This is a genomic window from Eudoraea chungangensis (assembly GCF_029360665.1).
GTDB lineage: Bacteria > Bacteroidota > Bacteroidia > Flavobacteriales > Flavobacteriaceae > Eudoraea > Eudoraea chungangensis.
This window is the reverse complement of sequence record NZ_JARDUB010000006.1, coordinates 222,375-240,337: the sequence shown is the minus strand read 5'-3', so window position 1 is coordinate 240,337 and position 17,963 is coordinate 222,375. Positions and strand designations below refer to the sequence as shown.

The window sequence follows — 17,963 nt, the reverse complement described above, 5'->3', positions numbered from 1 at the left end:
AAAGATAAGTTTTGTTTGAAATTAACCTAAAAAAAATCCCGAATAGCTCGGGATTAAAAACACAAGGTTTGTTATTTAAATTTATAGGGGATTTAACCCATTACTTCCTTCACTTTGCTTCCTATTTCTGCAGGAGAATCTACGACATGTATTCCGGATTCTCTCATAATTCGTTTTTTTGCTTGTGCCGTATCATCGGCACCACCAACTATAGCTCCTGCATGACCCATGGTTCTTCCCGCCGGTGCCGTTTCTCCGGCGATAAAGCCAATGATAGGTTTTGAACTTCCACTTTCCTTGTACCATTTAGCCGCATCAGGTTCTAACTGACCTCCAATTTCGCCTATCATAACCACGCAGTCTGTTTCTTTGTCTTCGATTAACATTTGAATGGCTTGTTTCGTGGTGGTCCCAATAATTGGATCTCCTCCGATTCCAATGGCAGTTGTAATTCCAAGTCCCTGACGCACTACCTGATCGGCTGCTTCATAGGTTAGTGTTCCCGATTTGGAAACGATTCCAATATTACCTTTCTTAAAAACAAAACCAGGCATTATACCAACTTTTGCTTCTCCTGGAGTAATAACACCAGGACAGTTAGGCCCAATTAAGGTACAATTTCTTTCTTTTATATAGTTGTTTGCTTTCACCATATCCGCTACAGGAATACCCTCTGTAATAGTAATGATAACCTTAATACCAGCTTCGGCAGCTTCCATAATAGCGTCTGCAGCAAATGCCGGCGGTACAAAAATTATGGTTGTATCGGCACCTACCTGCAAAACGGCATCGATTACAGTATTAAACACGGGCTTCCCAAGATGCTCTTGACCACCTTTACCGGGTGTAACACCTCCTACTATATTAGTACCATATTCGATCATTTGCTCCGAGTGGAAGGTACCTTCACTTCCAGTGAAGCCTTGAACAATAACCTTGGAATCTTTATTTACTAGAACGCTCATTCTTTATTTGTTTTAAGTGCACAAAAATATAGGATTGAAAAGAATAATTAAAGTAGTTTTTATGTTATTCTCGTTTTAATTGTTTTATTAAGGTAGGAATATAGCGCATACTAGCCATTTCTTTAAACTTATCCCTTGCTTCACCGGCTGGACTACCCAAATAGGTTTTACCTCCTTTTAAAGATTTCCCTATACCGGCCTGAGCATATATTACAGCTCCTTTTCCAATGGTAATACCACTAATAATTCCCACTTGCCCCCAAATCGTTACTTCATCTTCTATCACAACACAGCCAGCTATTCCGGTTTGTGATGCAATAAGACATTTTTTACCAATTATTGTGTCGTGGCCAACTTGTATTTGGTTATCTAATTTACTCCCTTCTCCAATAGTAGTATCGCCAGTAACTCCCCTATCAATAGTACAAGCTGCCCCAATATCTACATGGTCCTTAATTACAACTCTTCCTCCAGAAATGAGCTTGTCATAACCAATTGGCCTATTTTTATAATAAAACGCATCACCTCCCAGAACAGATCCTGAGTGAATGGTAACAAAGTCTCCAATTATACAGTTATCATAAATGGTAACGTTGGGATGAATTATACAATGCTCACCAATCTTCACATTATTACCAATAAAGACATTTGGTTGTATAATTGTGGATGCGCCAATAACGGCGGTGTCAGCTATAGATTTTGAAGCTTCCTTAAAAGGGTTAAAATGCTGAGTCAATACGTTAAAATCTCGAAAGGGATCTTCCGAAATAAGTAAAGCCTTTCCTTCAGGGCAAGGCACATCTTTGTTTATTAAAACTACAGATGCCTTTGATTCCAATGCTTTGTCGTAGTATTTAGGGTGATCTACAAATACTATATCCCCTTTTTCAACTACATGAATCTCATTCATACCTAGGACTTGAAAATCACTATCTCCAACATAGGAAGCCTTAATAATTTGTGATATTTCGAGAAGCGTATGTGGTGTTGAAAATTTCATTTGTGATAAAGACTGACGTATTTACAAGGATATTTTATAACGGGCGCAAAAGTTTTATTCCTTAGCTCTTTCCATATATACACCTTTTTCAGTGTCTACCTTAATTCTGTCCCCCTCATTGATAAATAATGGAACGTTAACTTTTGCCCCGGTTTCAACCACTGCGGGCTTCGTTGCATTTGTTGCTGTGTTGCCTTTAACTCCAGGCTCTGTGTGCGTAACTTCTAATATTACACTAGCGGGCATATCTACTGAAAGCGGCATACTGTCTTCCGTATTAAAGACTATAGTTACTACTTCCCCCTCTTTTAACAAACCAGGAGTATCCAATGCACTTTCCTGCAATGAAATTTGGTTATAGTCGTCTGTATTCATAAAATGATAGGTCTCTCCGTCTGCATATAGAAATTGATAAGATCTAGTTTCTATTCTTACATCTTCAATTTTATGTCCGGCTGAAAAAGTGTTATCCAGTACTTTTCCATTGGTCAAGCTTTTGAGTTTTGTCCTAACGAATGCAGGGCCTTTCCCTGGTTTCACATGCAAAAACTCTACAATTTTATAAATATCGTTGTTGTATTTAATACATAAACCTTTTCTAATATCCGAAGTACTTGCCATAAATTGATTTAATTGGTGCTAAAATATCCTTTCATTATTCCTCTTTGGGAATCGCGTATAAATTGTAAAATCTCGTCACGCTCTGGGGTTGCCTCCATCTCCGCTTCTATAATTTGAACGGCCTGCGTATTGTTATAATTTCTTTGATATAGTATTCTATAAATATTTTGAATCTCCCTAATCTTTTCTGAATTAAATCCTCGTCTTCTCAGACCAACCGAATTAATACCTACATAAGACATAGGCTCCCTTGCCCCTTTTACATAAGGCGGAACGTCTTTTCTAACCAAGGAGCCACCCGTTACAAAGGCATGGTTACCGATGGAAACAAACTGGTGTACCGCTACTAAGCCAGCCAATATTACATTATCGCCAATAGTGACATGACCCGCTAAAGTAGAATTATTAGAAAAGATACAGTTGTTACCAACTAAGCAATCATGTGCTATATGGCAATAAGCCATAATTAGACAATTCTTGCCAATTACGGTTTTCATTCGGTCTGAAGTACCTTTATGAATAGTAGCACATTCTCTAATTGTGGTATTGTTACCTATAACTACTGTAGTCTCTTCTCCGTTGTACTTTAAGTCTTGTGGAGGGGCAGAAATTACAGCTCCTGGGAAAATATTACAATTTTTACCTATTCGGGCTCCTTCCATTATAGTTACGTTAGAGCCTATCCAAGTACCATCTCCAATGCGAACATTATTGTGTATAGTTGTAAAAGGTTCGATTACAACATTTTTGGCTATTTTGGCGCCAGGGTGTACATAAGCCAAGGGTTGATTCATATTATTCCTCTTGTTTTGTTTTTACAATCTGAGCCATTAATTCTGCTTCAGATACTAATTTACCATTAGCGTAGGCATAAGCCTGCATATGGCATATTCCCCTTCTAATGGGAGAAATTAAATCACATTTAAAGATTAAGGTATCTCCTGGAACAACTTGCTGCTTAAACTTTACCTTATCTATTTTCATAAAAAACGTAAGATAATTTTCTGGATCTGGTACGGTATTCAGTACAAGGATACCTCCCGTTTGCGCCATGGCTTCCACTTGCAAGACACCAGGCATTACTGGTGCTCCAGGAAAATGCCCTACGAAAAAAGGCTCGTTCATTGTTACGTTCTTAACGCCAACCACATGCTTATCAGAGAGTTCCATAATCTTGTCTACCAATAAAAATGGCGGCCTATGAGGTAACATGCCCATAATTTGGGTTACATCCATTAATGGCGGCTTATTAAGATCAAATTTTGGCACTTTATTTCGCCTTTCTAACTTAATTATTTTGGACAATTTTTTTGCAAATTGGGTATTTACATAATGTCCGGGCTTATTGGCGATTACCTTGCCTCTTATTCTTGTTCCTGCTAAAGCCAAATCTCCAATAACATCTAATAGCTTATGCCTGGCTGCTTCATTAGGCTGATGCAGGGTTAGATTGTCTAAGATCCCATTCGGTTTAACCCTTAGTTTTTCTTTTTTAAAAGCCTTTTCTAGCTTTTTCATAGTAGAGGGTGAAATCTCTTTATCTACATAAACAATGGCATTGTTTAAATCTCCTCCTTTAATAAGTCCGTTTTCTAATAGCATCTCTAATTCGTGTAAGAAACTAAAAGTTCTTGCTTCCGCTATTTCCGACTTAAAATCCGATATAGTCTCAAGAGTAGCATTTTGAGTACCTAATATCTTAGTGCCAAAATCTACCATGGTCGTAATTTTGTACTCATCGGAAGGGATAAGCGTAATATCGCTTCCCGTATTTTCATCTTTGTAGGTAATTACATCCTTTACTATATACTCATCTCGGTCCGCTTCTTGTTCCACAATTCCCGCTTTTTCAATAGCTTCCACAAAAAATTTGGAAGAACCATCCATTATTGGTGGTTCCGGGGCATCTAATTCGATAAGCACATTATCAATTTCCATTCCCACCAAGGCCGCCAATACATGTTCTGAAGTCTGAATTTTTACGCCACGTTTTTCTAAATTGGTCCCTCTCTGAGTATTCACTACGTAATTTGCATCTGCTTCAATAATGGGTTCTCCTTCCAAATCCACTCTTTTAAAGGCATACCCCTGATTAACTTCGGCAGGCACAAACTTCATCGTAACATTTTGCCCCGTATGAAGTCCAACTCCCTTAAGGGTAATTTCTTCTGCTATTGTCCGTTGTTTTCCCATGGTCATTTATTGATCACTTTGTTTTTCAATATCATTAAGTCTGTTCACTAGTCTTGGCAAATTCTTAAAATGCACATACGATCTATTGTAATCGCTATAAGCAAAGGCAGGAGATCCCTGTAAGACTTCATCATCTTTTATATTTCTACCTATCCCCGATTGTGCCTGTATGCGTACACGATCGCCAATAACAATATGACCTGCAATACCAACCTGCCCTCCAATTAAGCAATACTTTCCAATCTTTGTAGATCCTGCGATTCCTGTCTGCGCGGCAATTACGGTGTGTTCCCCAATTTCCACATTATGAGCAATCTGAATTTGATTATCTAATTTCACCCCTTTCCGCAGAATTGTTGATCCCAGGGTAGCCCTATCTATTGTAGTTCCAGCCCCTACGTCAACGTCCTCTTCCAATATAACATTACCTGTTTGTGGAACCTTACTATAAACTCCTTCTTTATTTGGGGTAAAACCAAAACCATCAGCCCCAATTATTGCACCACTATGTACAACACATCCATTTCCTATTATTGTTTCGGAATAGATTTTAGCCCCCGCGAAAACAATTACATTGTCCCCAATTATTACATTATCCCCAACGTAAACATTAGGATAAACTTTTACATTATTGCCAATCTTTACATTGTTACCTAAATAAGAGAAAGCTCCCAAATAAAAATCCTTGCCATATACAGCAGTGTCCGACAAATATATAGGACTTTCCAGGCCTGTTTTATTATTTTTTACCTGATTGTAATACTCTAAAAGTTTAGAAAACGATTTGTAGGCATCGTCTACCTTTATAAGAGTTGTTTTCAGTTCTTGTTCAGGAATAAAGTCTTTATTAACTATCGTTATTGAGGCATCTGTACTGTAAATAAATGACGTATATTTTGGGTTGGCCAAGAAAGTTAGAGAACCTTTTTCCCCCTCTTCAATCTTTGCTAATTTATGCACAGCTATTTCAGGGTTACCCTCTACTTCACCTTCTAAAATGCCTGCGATTTGACTTGCGGTAAATTCCAAAATCAAGTATTAATTAAATCCAAAATTAGGATGGTAACAAAAGTAAGAAAATTTAACAAACAGATATCATCCTAAGTTAGATTAACAAATCCCAATAGAAATATCTATCAGAATTAACAAAATCGTGAGAAACCAGGAACAGTCATTATGTAGTTTTGCTCAATGTACTTCCGGCGGAAAACACATATAGTACTTTTTATTTTTATTGGAAAGACTAGACAAGTTTAAGTCGTTTGACGCGGTGGCAATATCAGAAACTTTACCATTCTTGTGTAAGATTCGTATATGTTCTTTCTTATGATCATAGATAGTGTTTTCAATTTCACCCTTAAAAACAAAATAGTGCGTTTCTTCCGAACTTAGACCCTTTTCCGTCTGAAAACGTTCAAAATACTTGTGAAACTTATCCTCTTTCATAGGTCGGTCCTTGAGTTTTATTTTTAATAACCTTCTATTGAGGATTCGTTGCGACAAATTAGACAGAACATAATCAGAATGTCCTTGCCATGCTTTTATGGCACCCATAATGTCTACATCATCTAAGGAAGAGAATTTGGTTAAAACATTAGTATCGAAGTTAGATCTATGAATTTCATTTGATAGAAAAAAGTTTAAGGCATCACTGCAGGTTAAATTACTTCCGGATTTTACCAATTCCTTTGCTCTTTTTAAGGTATTAATTAACAATTGCTCTGCAACGAGGCCTGTTTTATGCAAATAGACTTGCCAGTACATAAATCTTCTGGCCATTAAAAACTTTTCTACAGAATAAATACCCTTCTCTTCAACTACCAAATGTCCGTCTACCACATTTAACATGGTGATGAGCCGCTCAGCGTTAATATTACCCTCAGCAACTCCGGTATAAAAACTATCTCTTTTTAAATAGTCTAATCTATCCATGTCTAATTGGCTACTTACTAATTCGTTAAGAAATTTTTTCCTGTAAGTCCCCTTGAAAATTTCAATAGCGATAGTTAAACTTCCGTTAAACTTAAGATTTAGTAATTCCATAAAGTGAAGGGATATATGCTCATGAGAGGTACCTTCTACTAAACTGTTTTCCATTGCATGAGAAAAAGGACCATGACCGATATCGTGTAACAAAATTGCTAATAAAAGTCCTTGACTCTCTTCTTCAGTAATGGCAACTCCCTTGTGTTTAAGCAGTTGAATCGCTTTAGTCATTAAATGCATACTTCCCAGGGCATGATGAAATCTAGTGTGATGTGCGCCGGGAAATACCAAATACGACAATCCCATTTGAGATATTCTTCTTAGCCTTTGGAAGTAAGGACTATCTATTAGTTGAAATATTAGGGGGTCTGGAATTCTAATAAATCCGTAAATTGGATCGTTGAATATTTTAAGCTTGCCTGTTTTTGCCAAAATAGCTAGTGTTTTCAACAGTAAATATAAGGACTAAATGAACAAGTTTACAATCCTCTGGGTAGATGACGAGATTGACCTTCTTAAACCCCATATTCTTTTTCTTGAGAATAAGAATTACGAAGTAGTCACATGCAATAGTGGGCAAGATGCCTTAGTTGAAATAGCCTCTAAAAGTTTTGATATTGTCTTTTTGGATGAAAACATGCCCGGAATTTCCGGCCTGGAAACCTTAAATGAATTAAAGGTGTTAAATGCTTCACTTCCAGTGGTGATGATTACAAAGAGCGAAGAAGAGTTTATAATGGAGGAAGCTATTGGTTCTAAAATAGCAGACTACCTAATAAAGCCTGTAAATCCAAATCAAATACTGCTATCTCTAAAGAAGAATTTGGATCATTCCAGATTAGTATCCGAAAAAACAACGGCGAATTACCAACAGGAATTTCGAAAGATAGCCATGGATCTTTCTATGGTAAACACCTATGAAGAATGGGCCGAGCTTTACAAAAAACTAATATACTGGGAACTGCAATTAGAGGAAATTGAAGACTCTGGAATGTTTGAGATATTAGAATCTCAAAAGATTGAAGCCAATAATCAATTTGGAAAATTTATCGATAAAAACTATCCTGAATGGTTTGGCAATGACGACGGCCCGGTAATGTCGCATACCCTTTTCCAAAATCTAATTGGGCCAGAATTGAAGAACAATAAAACCTTGTGCTTAGTAATTGATAATTTGAGATATGATCAATGGTTAGCCTTTGAAGAGGTATTAACACCATATTATAAAAAGACCAAAGAGGTTCCTTATTTTAGTATTTTACCAACGGCGACACAATATGCCAGAAACTCTATATTTTCAGGATTAACCCCCTTAGATATGGAAAAAAAATATCCTGAATGGTGGAAAAATGATACCGACGAAGGAGGCAAAAACCTCTATGAAGATAAATTTCTCGGAGCACAATTAAAACGCTTAGGATTAGATCTAAAATGGGAATACCACAAGATTAGTAGTCTTAAACAAGGGCGCCATCTATCTCAAAATTTCAGGTCGCAAAAAGACAACGATCTAACCGTTTTAGTTTATAATTTTGTTGACATGCTTTCGCATTCGAAAACGGAAATGGAGGTTATTAAAGAATTGGCCTCAAATGACAAGGCCTATAGGTCGCTTACCTTGAGTTGGTTTAAAAATTCACCCTTATTAGAAATAATCCAGCAGGCGCAGGCATTAGGTTTTAAACTGTTGATAACAACAGACCACGGCACTATTAATGTAAAACAGCCTTCAAAAGTAATTGGTGATAAAGAGACTAGTCTTAATCTTAGGTACAAGACGGGTAGAAGTCTTACCTACACTAAGAATGAAGTGCTCGAATCTAAAGATCCCGCCAGGATTAAGTTGCCTAGTATCACAATGAGCAGTTCGTTTATTTTTGCCAAAAACGATCTATTTTTCGCTTATCCAAACAATTATAATCATTATGTAGGATATTATCGAAATACCTACCAGCATGGAGGTGTTTCTCTGGAAGAAATGATAATTCCATTTGTAGTTTTAGAACCTCGTTAGGATGGTTAATTAACTTTCTTTTACACAAAGTCGCAGCTGGTGATTGAAAAAAAAAACTAGCCGTTCGGACAGTATTTAGGAACCTTTGTCCTTGATTATTTGGCTCCCTTTGCTTTTTTAATAATTTTCTGTATAAACCAATACATTTTTTATAATGGAAGAGCAAACAATTAAGTGGCCTGAAAAGAAAGGAGAATTACATTCAAATCATTTCGATTCAACCATGTGGAATGATATAAACTTCAGAGATGATGATATTATTATAGCTACCTATGCCAAATCGGGAACAACCTGGGTACAACAAATTGTTTCACAATTAATTTTTAACGGACAAGAAGGACTAAATGTTGGCGAGATGTCGCCATGGGTAGACCTGCGTGTACCTCCCAAAGAGGTTAAACTTCCGGCTATCGAATCCCAAACACATCGCAGGTTTTTAAAGACACACTTGCCAGTTCCTTATTTAAAGTTTTCCCCTAAAGCCAAATACTTATATATAGGCAGAGACGGACGCGATGTACTCTGGAGTCTATACAACCATCATAGTAATGCCAATGAAAAGTTTTATGGTGCCTTAAACGAAACCCCAGGGCTAGTAGGTCCGAAGTTAGAAAAACCTTCAGAATCTATCGTAGATTATTATCATGAATGGCTAGATAAAGATGGCTTTCCTTTTTGGTCTTTATGGGACAATATAAGTAGTTGGTGGAATATTAAAGATCTTCCAAATGTGAAACTTATTCACTTCAATAATTTAAAGAAGGATATGCCTGGGCAAATAAAGGAAATAGCGGATTTTCTCGAAATACCAATCGATGAATCTAAATGGGAGCAAATTTTAGAACATTGCAGTTTTGGTTATATGAAGTCTAATGCAGCCTTAAGCGCTCCTTTAGGTGGGGCTTTTTGGGAAGGTGGTGCTAAAACATTCATTAACAAAGGTACAAATGGCCGCTGGAGGGATGTTCTAACTACAGAAGAGATAAGAAAGTACGACAGCTTGGCTGAGCAAAAACTGTCTGCTGAATGTGCTCGTTGGTTGGCTATGGGAGAAGAATAGGTATTCATAAAAAAATATAGTAATGGGAACTATTCAATTAACGGTAAAATGCAGCTAAATAAAGGTTAGAAGGACAGTTTTGAAGACCTAGCCATAAAATATATGCACATTGTCAGGCAGAAAGAAAAGACAACTACCCAACAATACGATTGGTTTAACAATAATGAGGGGGCAGAATATGTTTTCCGAGAAACTTATAAAGACTCGGAGGCCATACTAAACCATATGGCTAATGTAGGAGAACTATTAGGTAAAATGGCTGCTATTGCAGAGCTTTCCGTAGAGTTCTACGGTGACCTATCCCCAAAATTAATGCAGGCGGTTGCACCTTTTAATCCAAAAATTTATCAACAATTTAATCCCTTTAGAGTTGTGAATAAGAGAGCGGTTTTAAAAAAATACGTGTGATATCCGAAACAGTATTGGCATATTCTGGCAGTTTTCTTATTCTTTCCCACTCTGGGTGTGGACCAAATTTTGCCCAATTTGCATCTCTTTCCGCCATATCCTTAAACCCTAATAAATAGGTAAGACAGGGCATTTGAGATCCAGCTATATTCTTTCCAAAAAAAACGGAATGCAACCCTACATCCTTAAAAATACCTAATTCACTATCATTGAACATGGCCACTTTTCTATCTAACGCATCTTCGTTGTACGCCTCATAAATTCTTAGCTCAAAAAGCATTGAACCATTTGCCGGCTTAATTAGTTGTGGGATTCCTTCAAAGGCCGTCATGAAGGAGGTCTGTATTCTTCTAATAGGAAAACCATTAGGATCGGCCTTAGAATAAGCCTCGGACTTCGCTATAAACTGGGAATCCTTTTCTAGGGCATCATTAATTGCAGTATAAGAGGCCATATCATCGTATGGAATAAATAAATATAGCTTTTTAGGTAACGCGTCTGCTACTTCTTCAAATACCCCAATATTCTCAACACCTAAGGCATTTAGTGAAGGGAGCAACGCATCTTCTAGATAAGTATGTAAAGTACTAGGGTTCCCAAACTTCATTGAATATTCACGAAGTTCATAAAACTGTTGTTGTGCGACAGCAGAAGTTACTAGTACTAGCATGCAAATACCAAATAGTGTTTTTTTCATGGTTTTAATTTCGTTGATTGTTGAAGAATCTAAAAATACGCATTTTTTGGTATTTAATTTCTAAATCCTTATAAACTGTGATATGTCTTTAGAATTGTTTCAATATGTGCTTCTGTTTCCGGATTTATCAGCTTTCTTTCCGGATTATCGTCTAACCATTTTAAAGTTTTTTTAATGCCTTCTGCAAATGGGATGGTAGCCTTAAAAGAAGGGACAAAAGTCTTAATTTTACTGTTGTCGAAAATCACACTTTCTGCTTTGTCAGCAAGAAGTGTGCCTGTAAAATCAGGAGCAATTTTGCAAATAAAATCGGATGCAATATGAACTATTTTAGCCTCACGCCCCAAACTACTGGCCAAGATTTTATATATCATGTTCCATGTTAGTACTTCATCAGAAGTGATGTGAAATGCATGCCCCAATGTTTGGGTAAGTCCTAATAAACCAACAAATCCTTTGGCAAAATCTTCGGAATGGGTTACCGTCCATAAGGACGTGCCATCTCCATGAACTATAATTTCCTTGCCATCTAAAATTCTCTGTGCTGTATTGTATTTATCGAAGCCTCCAATGGCAATAGGAATAACCGTATCATAGGTCAAAGAAGGCCTTACAATAGTCATTGGAAAATTTTCCTCCCTATAAGCTTTTATTAAGCGCTCCTCTGCGAGGATTTTATTATGTGAATAATCCCAGAGGTTGTTACAGAGGGGTGTAGATTCTGTTATAACGGGGTAGCTCAAAGGGGTTTGATAGCAGGAAGCTGAACTTATAAAAATATATTGTTTGGTTTTATTTTTGAAAAGGCCAATGTCTCTCTCAATATCTTTTGGGCCAAAAGCGATCCAGTTTACTACCACATCCCATAGATGATCTTCTAGTATATCCAGTGTTTGTGGTATTTCTATATCTCCAAGGATAGTCTTTACCCCCTCAATCTTAGTCTTGCTTTTGCCCCTATTTAAGTGATATAATTCAATTCCCTGGGCAATGGCTAATTTGCTAGAAGCACTGCTGATGTTTCCCGTACCTCCAATAAATAATACTTTCATTTTGTTTCCTTTGGACTTGGAAAGTAGTAAATTTAAAAGATATAGTAAACAGGATTACAAGAAATAGCCACTGTTTAAATAATTTTATATTTTATGAGGCTGCGTATTTTAACTTTTGGAAGATTCGCCATTTTTTATACCATAGTAGGGCTATTAGGTTGTTCTGGTTCGCCACCTTCCACTGCCACTAAGAATAATTCTAGTCCAAATATTCTTTTAATAGTTGCGGATGATTTGGGTTATGCCGATTTGGGGTGCTATGGTAGTGATATCCATACGCCAAATATAGACCTGTTAGCTTCAGAAGGTATTAGATTTAGTAGGTTTTATAATGCGCCAATGTGTGCTCCAACACGGGCAATGTTATTAACTGGGAACGATAATCATATTGCCGGGGTAGGTCGACAAGCTGTGACAGCAAATGTCTTTGGCTATGAAGGTAGACTTATGAATAGAGTGGTAACAGTTCCGCAGTTGCTTCAGGAAAGTGGTTACCATACGTATATGGCAGGGAAATGGCATTTAGGAAATAGTGAAGAAGCAAACCCGAATAACAAGGGATTTGAACATTCTTACGTTATGCTGGAAGGGGTTGGAAACCATTATAGTGAGGAAGGGATTTTTAAAGGAATACCAAAATCGCATTATACCGAAGATGGGCAGATTACCAACTGGCCTAAAGATGCCTACTCCACTAATTTATATACGGATAAACTAATTTCTTACATTGATAAACACAAAGAGGATAAACGACCATTTTTTGCATATGCGGCCTTCACTTCGCCACATTGGCCTCTGCAAGTAGATAAGAAGTATTCCGATAAATACACCGGCAGATATGATCAGGGCTATGAGGCTTTGAAAAGAGAAAGGTTTACAAGCCTGATGGAGGCAGGAATGATTCCAAAGGATGCAAAACTACCACCTAATCATCCCCTTATAAAACCATGGAGTGCCTTAAACGAAACTGAAAAAAAAGTTGAGGCAAAAAAAATGGAATTGTATGCTGGTATGCTGGATAACTTAGATGAGAATATAGGGCGTTTAATAGCGTATTTAAAAGATATAGGGGAATATCAAAATACCGTAATAATTTTCATGTCCGATAATGGTGCAGCGGGAGAAGACTATTATAACGATCCAGAAATACGACCATATATAAGTGGTTATTATTCTAATTCTTATGAAAATATGGGTAAGGCTAATTCTATGGTATCCTACGGACCCCAATGGGCTGAAGCGGGCTCCTCCCCTTTCAGGTACTACAAGGCCTTTACCACAAATGGGGGAATGATTTCACCAATAATTATTAGAAATCCTGTTGTGAAAGGGCAAAATACCATATCACATAGTTTTACCACCGTCATGGATCTTGCCCCAACCATTTACGAATGGGCAGGAATTGAATACCCCACCTACTATGATGGGAATAGAATTTACCCGCTAAAAGGTAGTTCCTTAGTACCCGTAATAGAGGAGCATACCGCCATTATTCATGACGATGATTATGTCTTTGGAATGGAACACAGCGGCTATGCGATGATTCGGAAGGGAAACTGGAAAATTACCAATAGCGTTCACCCTTTTAAGGAAGCCAACTTTGAGCTATTCAATTTAGAGGACGATTTAGGTGAAATAGAGGATTTAAAGGCTAAGGAACAAAAAAAGTACAGCGAATTAATTGAGGAATGGCGGCTTTTTACTAGAGAGACTAGAGCACAGCTGCCAAGATAAATTATTGAGTAAGTGTTTTTTTTATTACTTCTTGCTTTAATTTAATACCATCATTCATCAACACCCTTTTTTGGCTTTGGTGGCAGTTTGAACTCTTCTGGTTGCGGATCCAAGGGTATTAATACTTTATTCTTAAATGCTGGATGGTCTTCAGGAATAAAGGTGCTGCGAAACTGAATATATGCAAATGGGATTGGTGATATGACGTCTCCATTAGGTTTATGTATATTCCCTCTGTAGGGATTTAGATATTCCCAAACGGTCTCACCCTCGGGTGTAACTTCAAAAAATCTACCCCGGGGGCCTTCATTAATAAAGGTATTTCCATTTTCCATTCGATGAGCTCCAGAAATAAAACTTCCATAAAAAGAAAGTGTATCTTCTGCAACGTAATTCCAAAGTTGATTCTCTGGTCCAAATCTACTATTTTGCAGTAGTTCATATTCCCCATTTTCATTAACAGGAACTTTTAATTCATAAACCGCCGAATAATCTAGGCTGTCTGGCCCCATGGGAATATCATTGTTAAATAAAGTGAGATTACCGGCTCCGGGTTTCCCACTTTCTATCCAACGAATATCGTGCTGACCAAATAATTTTCTATTAGTAGAATCGCCTTGCTGATAATTTTCAGGATTTCCCCAACGATATAGAAAATCTCCACCCTTTCCACTTTTTCCACCTACATGACCAGCGGCTTCTTCAGTAGTTGTACTATGATCTATAATGAATATTTCACTTAAGGCAGGAGAGCTAAAAACAATTTGATCTAATTCCGCATTGTAATTGATTGCATTTAAATGAAATACATCCGATCCTCTGTTATGGGCTGTTTGATTCCTCCAGGCTTTTCCACTAGCCTGCAAAATATCCATACTATCCTGAGTAATTGGAGGTGGTAGCGGTCGGCCTTTATTGATATCTAATAATTCGGGATGTTTGGAAACAATCCCATAATTATCTTTCGTTGGATCTTGATCCTGAATAAGATGATCCCAAATATGCCATTCCCAAATAATTTCACCGCCATTTTTGCCCTGCGGAACTACTTCAATAATATGCGAAGGCCATAGTCCGGCTTTAGGGATCATCTCCGCCTTGCGGCCTGCTTGTAAGACTTCTTCTGCCGTTTTCGACTCCCAGGCTATAGCCAAGAAATTACCATTTGGTAGTACTGCGATATCGTGATGTGCAAGATGTTCTTCATTTGCATATTCAAAATCCCACAGTATTTTACTATCCCAACTTATATTTTGAAGTCTCCCTGATTCTCCGCCACCTGCAAACACTGGAAAGTCTGGGTCCACAACTAATGCGCTTAAAGATCCATCCGCGTTCAAATAAGGCGTATGCATGGCGTAATTGCCTTTCCACTCATGTACAACCTGGCCCTGACGATTTATCAAATATGTTGATGAAGAATTAGATGGCACAAACATTACATATCCAGGACTTAGTCCTTCGCTAGTCTTTGTCAGTCCTCTTGGAATATATAATCCAAACATGTTTCGATCCTTGGTGTCTGACTTCTCCGAAATGGTCACCTGCTGGTCACAATTTACAAGAAGGCTTATTAAAATAATGGCTAGTAAATAAAATTGAATCTTCATTAGAATTAATTTGTTTAATAAACGGATGACCCTAAACTTTTAGCTCAAATGGAAAAAACCAGCCGGATAGAGTATTTATCGAAAATTAGTCTTTTTAAAGTAAACTTTAAAGATTAATTAAGTAATTTTAAAATGAGATCACATAGGTTTTATAATTATAAATTTTAAGGAGATACTTCTTAAGTCTTTATTAATTGTTTTGCAATTAGCGCCTTGTAGAGGTAAAACAACAGCTATGAGAAACCCTTTATTCTTATTATTGATACTTGTTTTTTGGTTTACTAATTCTTTTGCACAGCCACCTTTGAAGCATATTTTCTACTTACACGGGATGATAATTGAAACACAGGGAGTAAATGCTGTGAGTCCCCATTTTGGTCCTTATAAATACATAGAAATAATTAAATCACTCGAAGAGACTGGAGCTACCATACATCACGAAGTAAGAACAGAAGAAACGGACTTTTATGAATTTACTACGAAAATTTCTTCCGAAATTAATGAGTTACTAAAAAGTGGAGTCCCTCCTGAGAACATTAGTGTCATTGGTGCATCTAAAGGGGGGATTATGGCAATGCATATTTCTCATATAAATAAAAGTAATATCAACTATATTCTTTTAGCCTCCAATAGTGACTATACAGAAAAAACCTTTGATTGGTTCTTACATGGCTCTGTACTAGGAATTTACGAAGCATCCGATACAGTCGCAGGCAAAGACTATCGGTATTGGATAAACAGGTCTAAAGAAGCTACGAAGTTTGAGGAACTTAAAATTAACACTGGTTTAAATCATGGGTTTCTATATACTCCTTTGGACGCTTGGATGGTACCTGCTAAAAAATGGATGCACAATACTAAATAGTTGGCGTATTCTGGATAAAATAACACTACATAAGCAAAATTATCCTCCACCAACTTTTTAATGACTAATCGGGAAGAAATAGAACGAGGCCGTATTCTGCCTAAAATTAGAAGCTAATGACAACTGTTGCATTAAAAAAAGCTTATATTTAGATACAACCAACTAACCAATCAAATGAAACAAATATTTCGTTACCTCACTGCGGTACTAATAGTGCTAATAGTTGCGAACTGCAGTACCAAAGAATCAGAGGAGTCTGCGGATAAAAAAGACCGTAATATGTTCGGTCATAGAATACCAAGGGGACTCACAAAAACATCCGAAGATTTAATGGATGGCTATTTAATGTATGCCGTTCCTAATTCTCCCCTCTTTTATTTAATTAATCGCGAAGGAGAAGTGGTACATCAATGGAAAGGAAATTACGATGGCTTTGTGTCCTACCTTATGGATGATGGTTCTCTTATGATTGGAGCATTAGATCCAGATTTTCCTACCTTCGGTTTTGGTGGGCCTTACGGAAGACTACAAAATATAAGTTGGGATAGTAAAATGCTATGGGATTATGAATACGCTGCAAAAGATAGTATGATTCATCATGACTTTGCGGTAAAACCAGATGGTAATATTCTAGCCTTAGCATATAAAAAAATCTCTTATGAAGAAGCAATTGCAATGGGACGCAAACCCGAGTATACACCCTTGGGTGGTCCATGGTTAGAAAAAGTAGTGGAAATAGAACCTAAGGGACGCGATGATGGACGAATAGTTTGGGAATGGCGTATAGAGGATCACTTAATACAAGACTACGACTCTACCAAAACTAATTATGGTGTCTTGGCAGATCATCCAGAACGTATAAGCTTCAATGTAGGAGATAGTGTACCCCCAGTAATTTCCCAAGATAGTGTAGATATATTAGTGGCCATGGGAAGAGGCAGAAACCTTACTACTAACAATAGAGGTTCGGACCTCTTTCATTTAAATGCGATTAATTACAATGCAGAATTAGATCAAATAGCCATTAGTTCTCCTGAGCTAAGTGAAGTATTTATCATTAATCGTGGACTTAGTTCCGAAGAAGCACGCGGCGAGGATGGAGATTTACTGTATAGATGGGGTAATCCCCAGAATTATAGCCAAGGTGATTCTACTGATAGAAAGTTGTATTACCAGCATGACATCCAATGGATAGAGAAAGGAAAACCTGGAGAAAACAACCTTATTCTCTACAACAACGACGTTCCAATGGGCCCTGATAGTCTTCATTATTCTGCTATATACGAGATAAATCCTCCAATTAATGCTGATGGTACTTATAGCTTGCAAGATAATGGCAGATTTGGCCCGGAAGAACCTAATTGGACTTATGTGGCCAAGGATACAATTTCGTTTTATGGGAGCTTTATTTCCGGGGTGCATCGAATGAAAAATGGAAATACCTTTATTAACGAAGGTCCTAAGGGAAGATTTTTTGAAGTTAATCCTGAAGGGGAGATTGTTTGGGAATATTTAAATCCATTTCGGGGAGACATAAGAAAGCCAAATGGGGATCCAAATGATATTATGCCCATGACCTATTTTATTTTTAGGGCCACTTTTATTCCTGCAGATCACCCGGCATTTATGGGTAAGGAATTAAAACCTTTAGACCCACAACCTGAAATGTTTAAACTACCACCTCCTGAGGAAACTGAAAAAGAATAAGTTGAGTATTAGGGATTACACTAAGATTGTATCGGGATATTTTTTATATAT

Annotated in this window: 16 protein-coding genes; 6 read left to right on the top strand and 10 right to left on the bottom strand. The window is 37.3% G+C overall.

The annotated features are described in order from the left end of the window. Positions 1 to 92 precede the first annotated feature (92 nt). From sucD to PXG98_RS13875, 7 genes are all read right to left on the bottom strand, one after another. On the bottom strand, positions 93 to 965 hold the full coding sequence (gene sucD, locus PXG98_RS13905) for a succinate--CoA ligase subunit alpha (RefSeq protein ID WP_276392010.1): 873 nt from the start codon (positions 963 to 965) through the stop codon (positions 93 to 95). A 64-nt stretch (positions 966 to 1,029) separates the two neighbouring features. Then, a complete protein-coding gene (locus PXG98_RS13900) occupies positions 1,030 to 1,965 on the bottom strand; it encodes a UDP-3-O-(3-hydroxymyristoyl)glucosamine N-acyltransferase (RefSeq protein ID WP_276392009.1) in 936 nt (311 codons plus the stop codon). A gap of 54 nt (positions 1,966 to 2,019) precedes the next feature. Continuing rightward, complete coding sequence (gene efp / locus PXG98_RS13895; RefSeq protein WP_276392007.1) at positions 2,020 to 2,586, bottom strand: elongation factor P; 567 nt, start codon at positions 2,584 to 2,586, stop codon at positions 2,020 to 2,022. An 8-nt stretch (positions 2,587 to 2,594) separates the two neighbouring features. Next, entirely contained in the window at positions 2,595 to 3,380 is a 786-nt protein-coding gene (lpxA, locus tag PXG98_RS13890; RefSeq protein ID WP_276392005.1) for an acyl-ACP--UDP-N-acetylglucosamine O-acyltransferase, read from the bottom strand. 1 nt (position 3,381) lies between these two features. After that, entirely contained in the window at positions 3,382 to 4,779 is a 1,398-nt protein-coding gene (locus PXG98_RS13885) for a bifunctional UDP-3-O-[3-hydroxymyristoyl] N-acetylglucosamine deacetylase/3-hydroxyacyl-ACP dehydratase (protein WP_276392003.1), read from the bottom strand. Positions 4,780 to 4,785: 6 nt separating this feature from the next. Next, the gene (gene lpxD, locus PXG98_RS13880; RefSeq protein WP_276392002.1) at positions 4,786 to 5,808 is read right to left on the bottom strand and encodes a UDP-3-O-(3-hydroxymyristoyl)glucosamine N-acyltransferase; all 1,023 of its coding nucleotides are present in this window, start codon (positions 5,806 to 5,808) and stop codon (positions 4,786 to 4,788) included. Positions 5,809 to 5,967: 159 nt separating this feature from the next. Next, entirely contained in the window at positions 5,968 to 7,197 is a 1,230-nt protein-coding gene (locus PXG98_RS13875; RefSeq protein ID WP_276392755.1) for an HD domain-containing protein, read from the bottom strand. 37 nt (positions 7,198 to 7,234) lie between these two features. Here PXG98_RS13875 and porX point away from each other — a divergent pair, with 37 nt between their 5' ends. The 3 genes from porX to PXG98_RS13860 all read left to right on the top strand — a co-directional run bounded on the left by porX (position 7,235) and on the right by PXG98_RS13860 (position 10,247). Further along, positions 7,235 to 8,779 carry a T9SS response regulator signal transducer PorX gene (porX, locus tag PXG98_RS13870; protein ID WP_276392001.1) on the top strand — a complete coding sequence of 515 codons (1,545 nt, stop codon included), beginning with the start codon at positions 7,235 to 7,237 and terminating at the stop codon, positions 8,777 to 8,779. 154 nt (positions 8,780 to 8,933) lie between these two features. Beyond that, positions 8,934 to 9,839 carry a sulfotransferase domain-containing protein gene (locus PXG98_RS13865; protein ID WP_276391999.1) on the top strand — a complete coding sequence of 302 codons (906 nt, stop codon included), beginning with the start codon at positions 8,934 to 8,936 and terminating at the stop codon, positions 9,837 to 9,839. A 102-nt stretch (positions 9,840 to 9,941) separates the two neighbouring features. Next, positions 9,942 to 10,247 (top strand): hypothetical protein, encoded by a 306-nt coding sequence (locus PXG98_RS13860; RefSeq protein WP_276391997.1) that lies wholly within the window; start codon positions 9,942 to 9,944, stop codon positions 10,245 to 10,247. Here the strand turns inward: PXG98_RS13860 and PXG98_RS13855 are convergent. Beyond that, a complete protein-coding gene (locus tag PXG98_RS13855; protein ID WP_276391995.1) occupies positions 10,204 to 10,944 on the bottom strand; it encodes an NIPSNAP family protein in 741 nt (246 codons plus the stop codon). The two genes, PXG98_RS13860 and PXG98_RS13855, sit on opposite strands and share 44 nt — an antisense overlap. Before the next feature lie 68 nt (positions 10,945 to 11,012). Then, a complete protein-coding gene (locus tag PXG98_RS13850; RefSeq protein ID WP_276391993.1) occupies positions 11,013 to 11,996 on the bottom strand; it encodes an NAD-dependent epimerase/dehydratase family protein in 984 nt (327 codons plus the stop codon). A 93-nt stretch (positions 11,997 to 12,089) separates the two neighbouring features. Here PXG98_RS13850 and PXG98_RS13845 point away from each other — a divergent pair, with 93 nt between their 5' ends. After that, positions 12,090 to 13,730, top strand: a complete 1,641-nt coding sequence (locus tag PXG98_RS13845) for an arylsulfatase (protein WP_276391992.1) — start codon at positions 12,090 to 12,092, stop codon at positions 13,728 to 13,730. A 50-nt stretch (positions 13,731 to 13,780) separates the two neighbouring features. Here the strand turns inward: PXG98_RS13845 and PXG98_RS13840 are convergent, their stop codons facing one another. Then, on the bottom strand, positions 13,781 to 15,340 hold the full coding sequence (locus PXG98_RS13840) for an aryl-sulfate sulfotransferase (RefSeq protein ID WP_276391991.1): 1,560 nt from the start codon (positions 15,338 to 15,340) through the stop codon (positions 13,781 to 13,783). A 235-nt stretch (positions 15,341 to 15,575) separates the two neighbouring features. On the opposite strand from PXG98_RS13840, the gene PXG98_RS13835 reads away from it, so the two are divergent. Further along, complete coding sequence (locus PXG98_RS13835) at positions 15,576 to 16,205, top strand: hypothetical protein (protein WP_276391989.1); 630 nt, start codon at positions 15,576 to 15,578, stop codon at positions 16,203 to 16,205. A 174-nt stretch (positions 16,206 to 16,379) separates the two neighbouring features. Further along, a complete protein-coding gene (locus PXG98_RS13830; RefSeq protein WP_276391987.1) occupies positions 16,380 to 17,912 on the top strand; it encodes an aryl-sulfate sulfotransferase in 1,533 nt (510 codons plus the stop codon). The last annotated feature ends 51 nt before the right edge of the window (positions 17,913 to 17,963 follow it).

Excerpts from the sequence above, each read along its gene's own strand:
- sucD (WP_276392010.1), bottom strand. The coding sequence starts at position 965 with ATGAGCGTTCTAGTAAATAAAGATTCCAAGGTTATTGTTCAAGGCTTC.
- PXG98_RS13900 (WP_276392009.1), bottom strand. The coding sequence starts at position 1,965 with ATGAAATTTTCAACACCACATACGCTTCTCGAAATATCACAAATTATT.
- efp (WP_276392007.1), bottom strand. The coding sequence starts at position 2,586 with ATGGCAAGTACTTCGGATATTAGAAAAGGTTTATGTATTAAATACAAC.
- lpxA (WP_276392005.1), bottom strand. The coding sequence starts at position 3,380 with ATGAATCAACCCTTGGCTTATGTACACCCTGGCGCCAAAATAGCCAAA.
- PXG98_RS13885 (WP_276392003.1), bottom strand. The coding sequence starts at position 4,779 with ATGGGAAAACAACGGACAATAGCAGAAGAAATTACCCTTAAGGGAGTT.
- porX (WP_276392001.1), top strand. The coding sequence starts at position 7,235 with ATGAACAAGTTTACAATCCTCTGGGTAGATGACGAGATTGACCTTCTT.
- PXG98_RS13865 (WP_276391999.1), top strand. The coding sequence starts at position 8,934 with ATGGAAGAGCAAACAATTAAGTGGCCTGAAAAGAAAGGAGAATTACAT.
- PXG98_RS13860 (WP_276391997.1), top strand. The coding sequence starts at position 9,942 with ATGCACATTGTCAGGCAGAAAGAAAAGACAACTACCCAACAATACGAT.
- PXG98_RS13855 (WP_276391995.1), bottom strand. The coding sequence starts at position 10,944 with ATGAAAAAAACACTATTTGGTATTTGCATGCTAGTACTAGTAACTTCT.
- PXG98_RS13850 (WP_276391993.1), bottom strand. The coding sequence starts at position 11,996 with ATGAAAGTATTATTTATTGGAGGTACGGGAAACATCAGCAGTGCTTCT.
- PXG98_RS13845 (WP_276391992.1), top strand. The coding sequence starts at position 12,090 with ATGAGGCTGCGTATTTTAACTTTTGGAAGATTCGCCATTTTTTATACC.
- PXG98_RS13840 (WP_276391991.1), bottom strand. The coding sequence starts at position 15,340 with ATGAAGATTCAATTTTATTTACTAGCCATTATTTTAATAAGCCTTCTT.
- PXG98_RS13835 (WP_276391989.1), top strand. The coding sequence starts at position 15,576 with ATGAGAAACCCTTTATTCTTATTATTGATACTTGTTTTTTGGTTTACT.
- PXG98_RS13830 (WP_276391987.1), top strand. The coding sequence starts at position 16,380 with ATGAAACAAATATTTCGTTACCTCACTGCGGTACTAATAGTGCTAATA.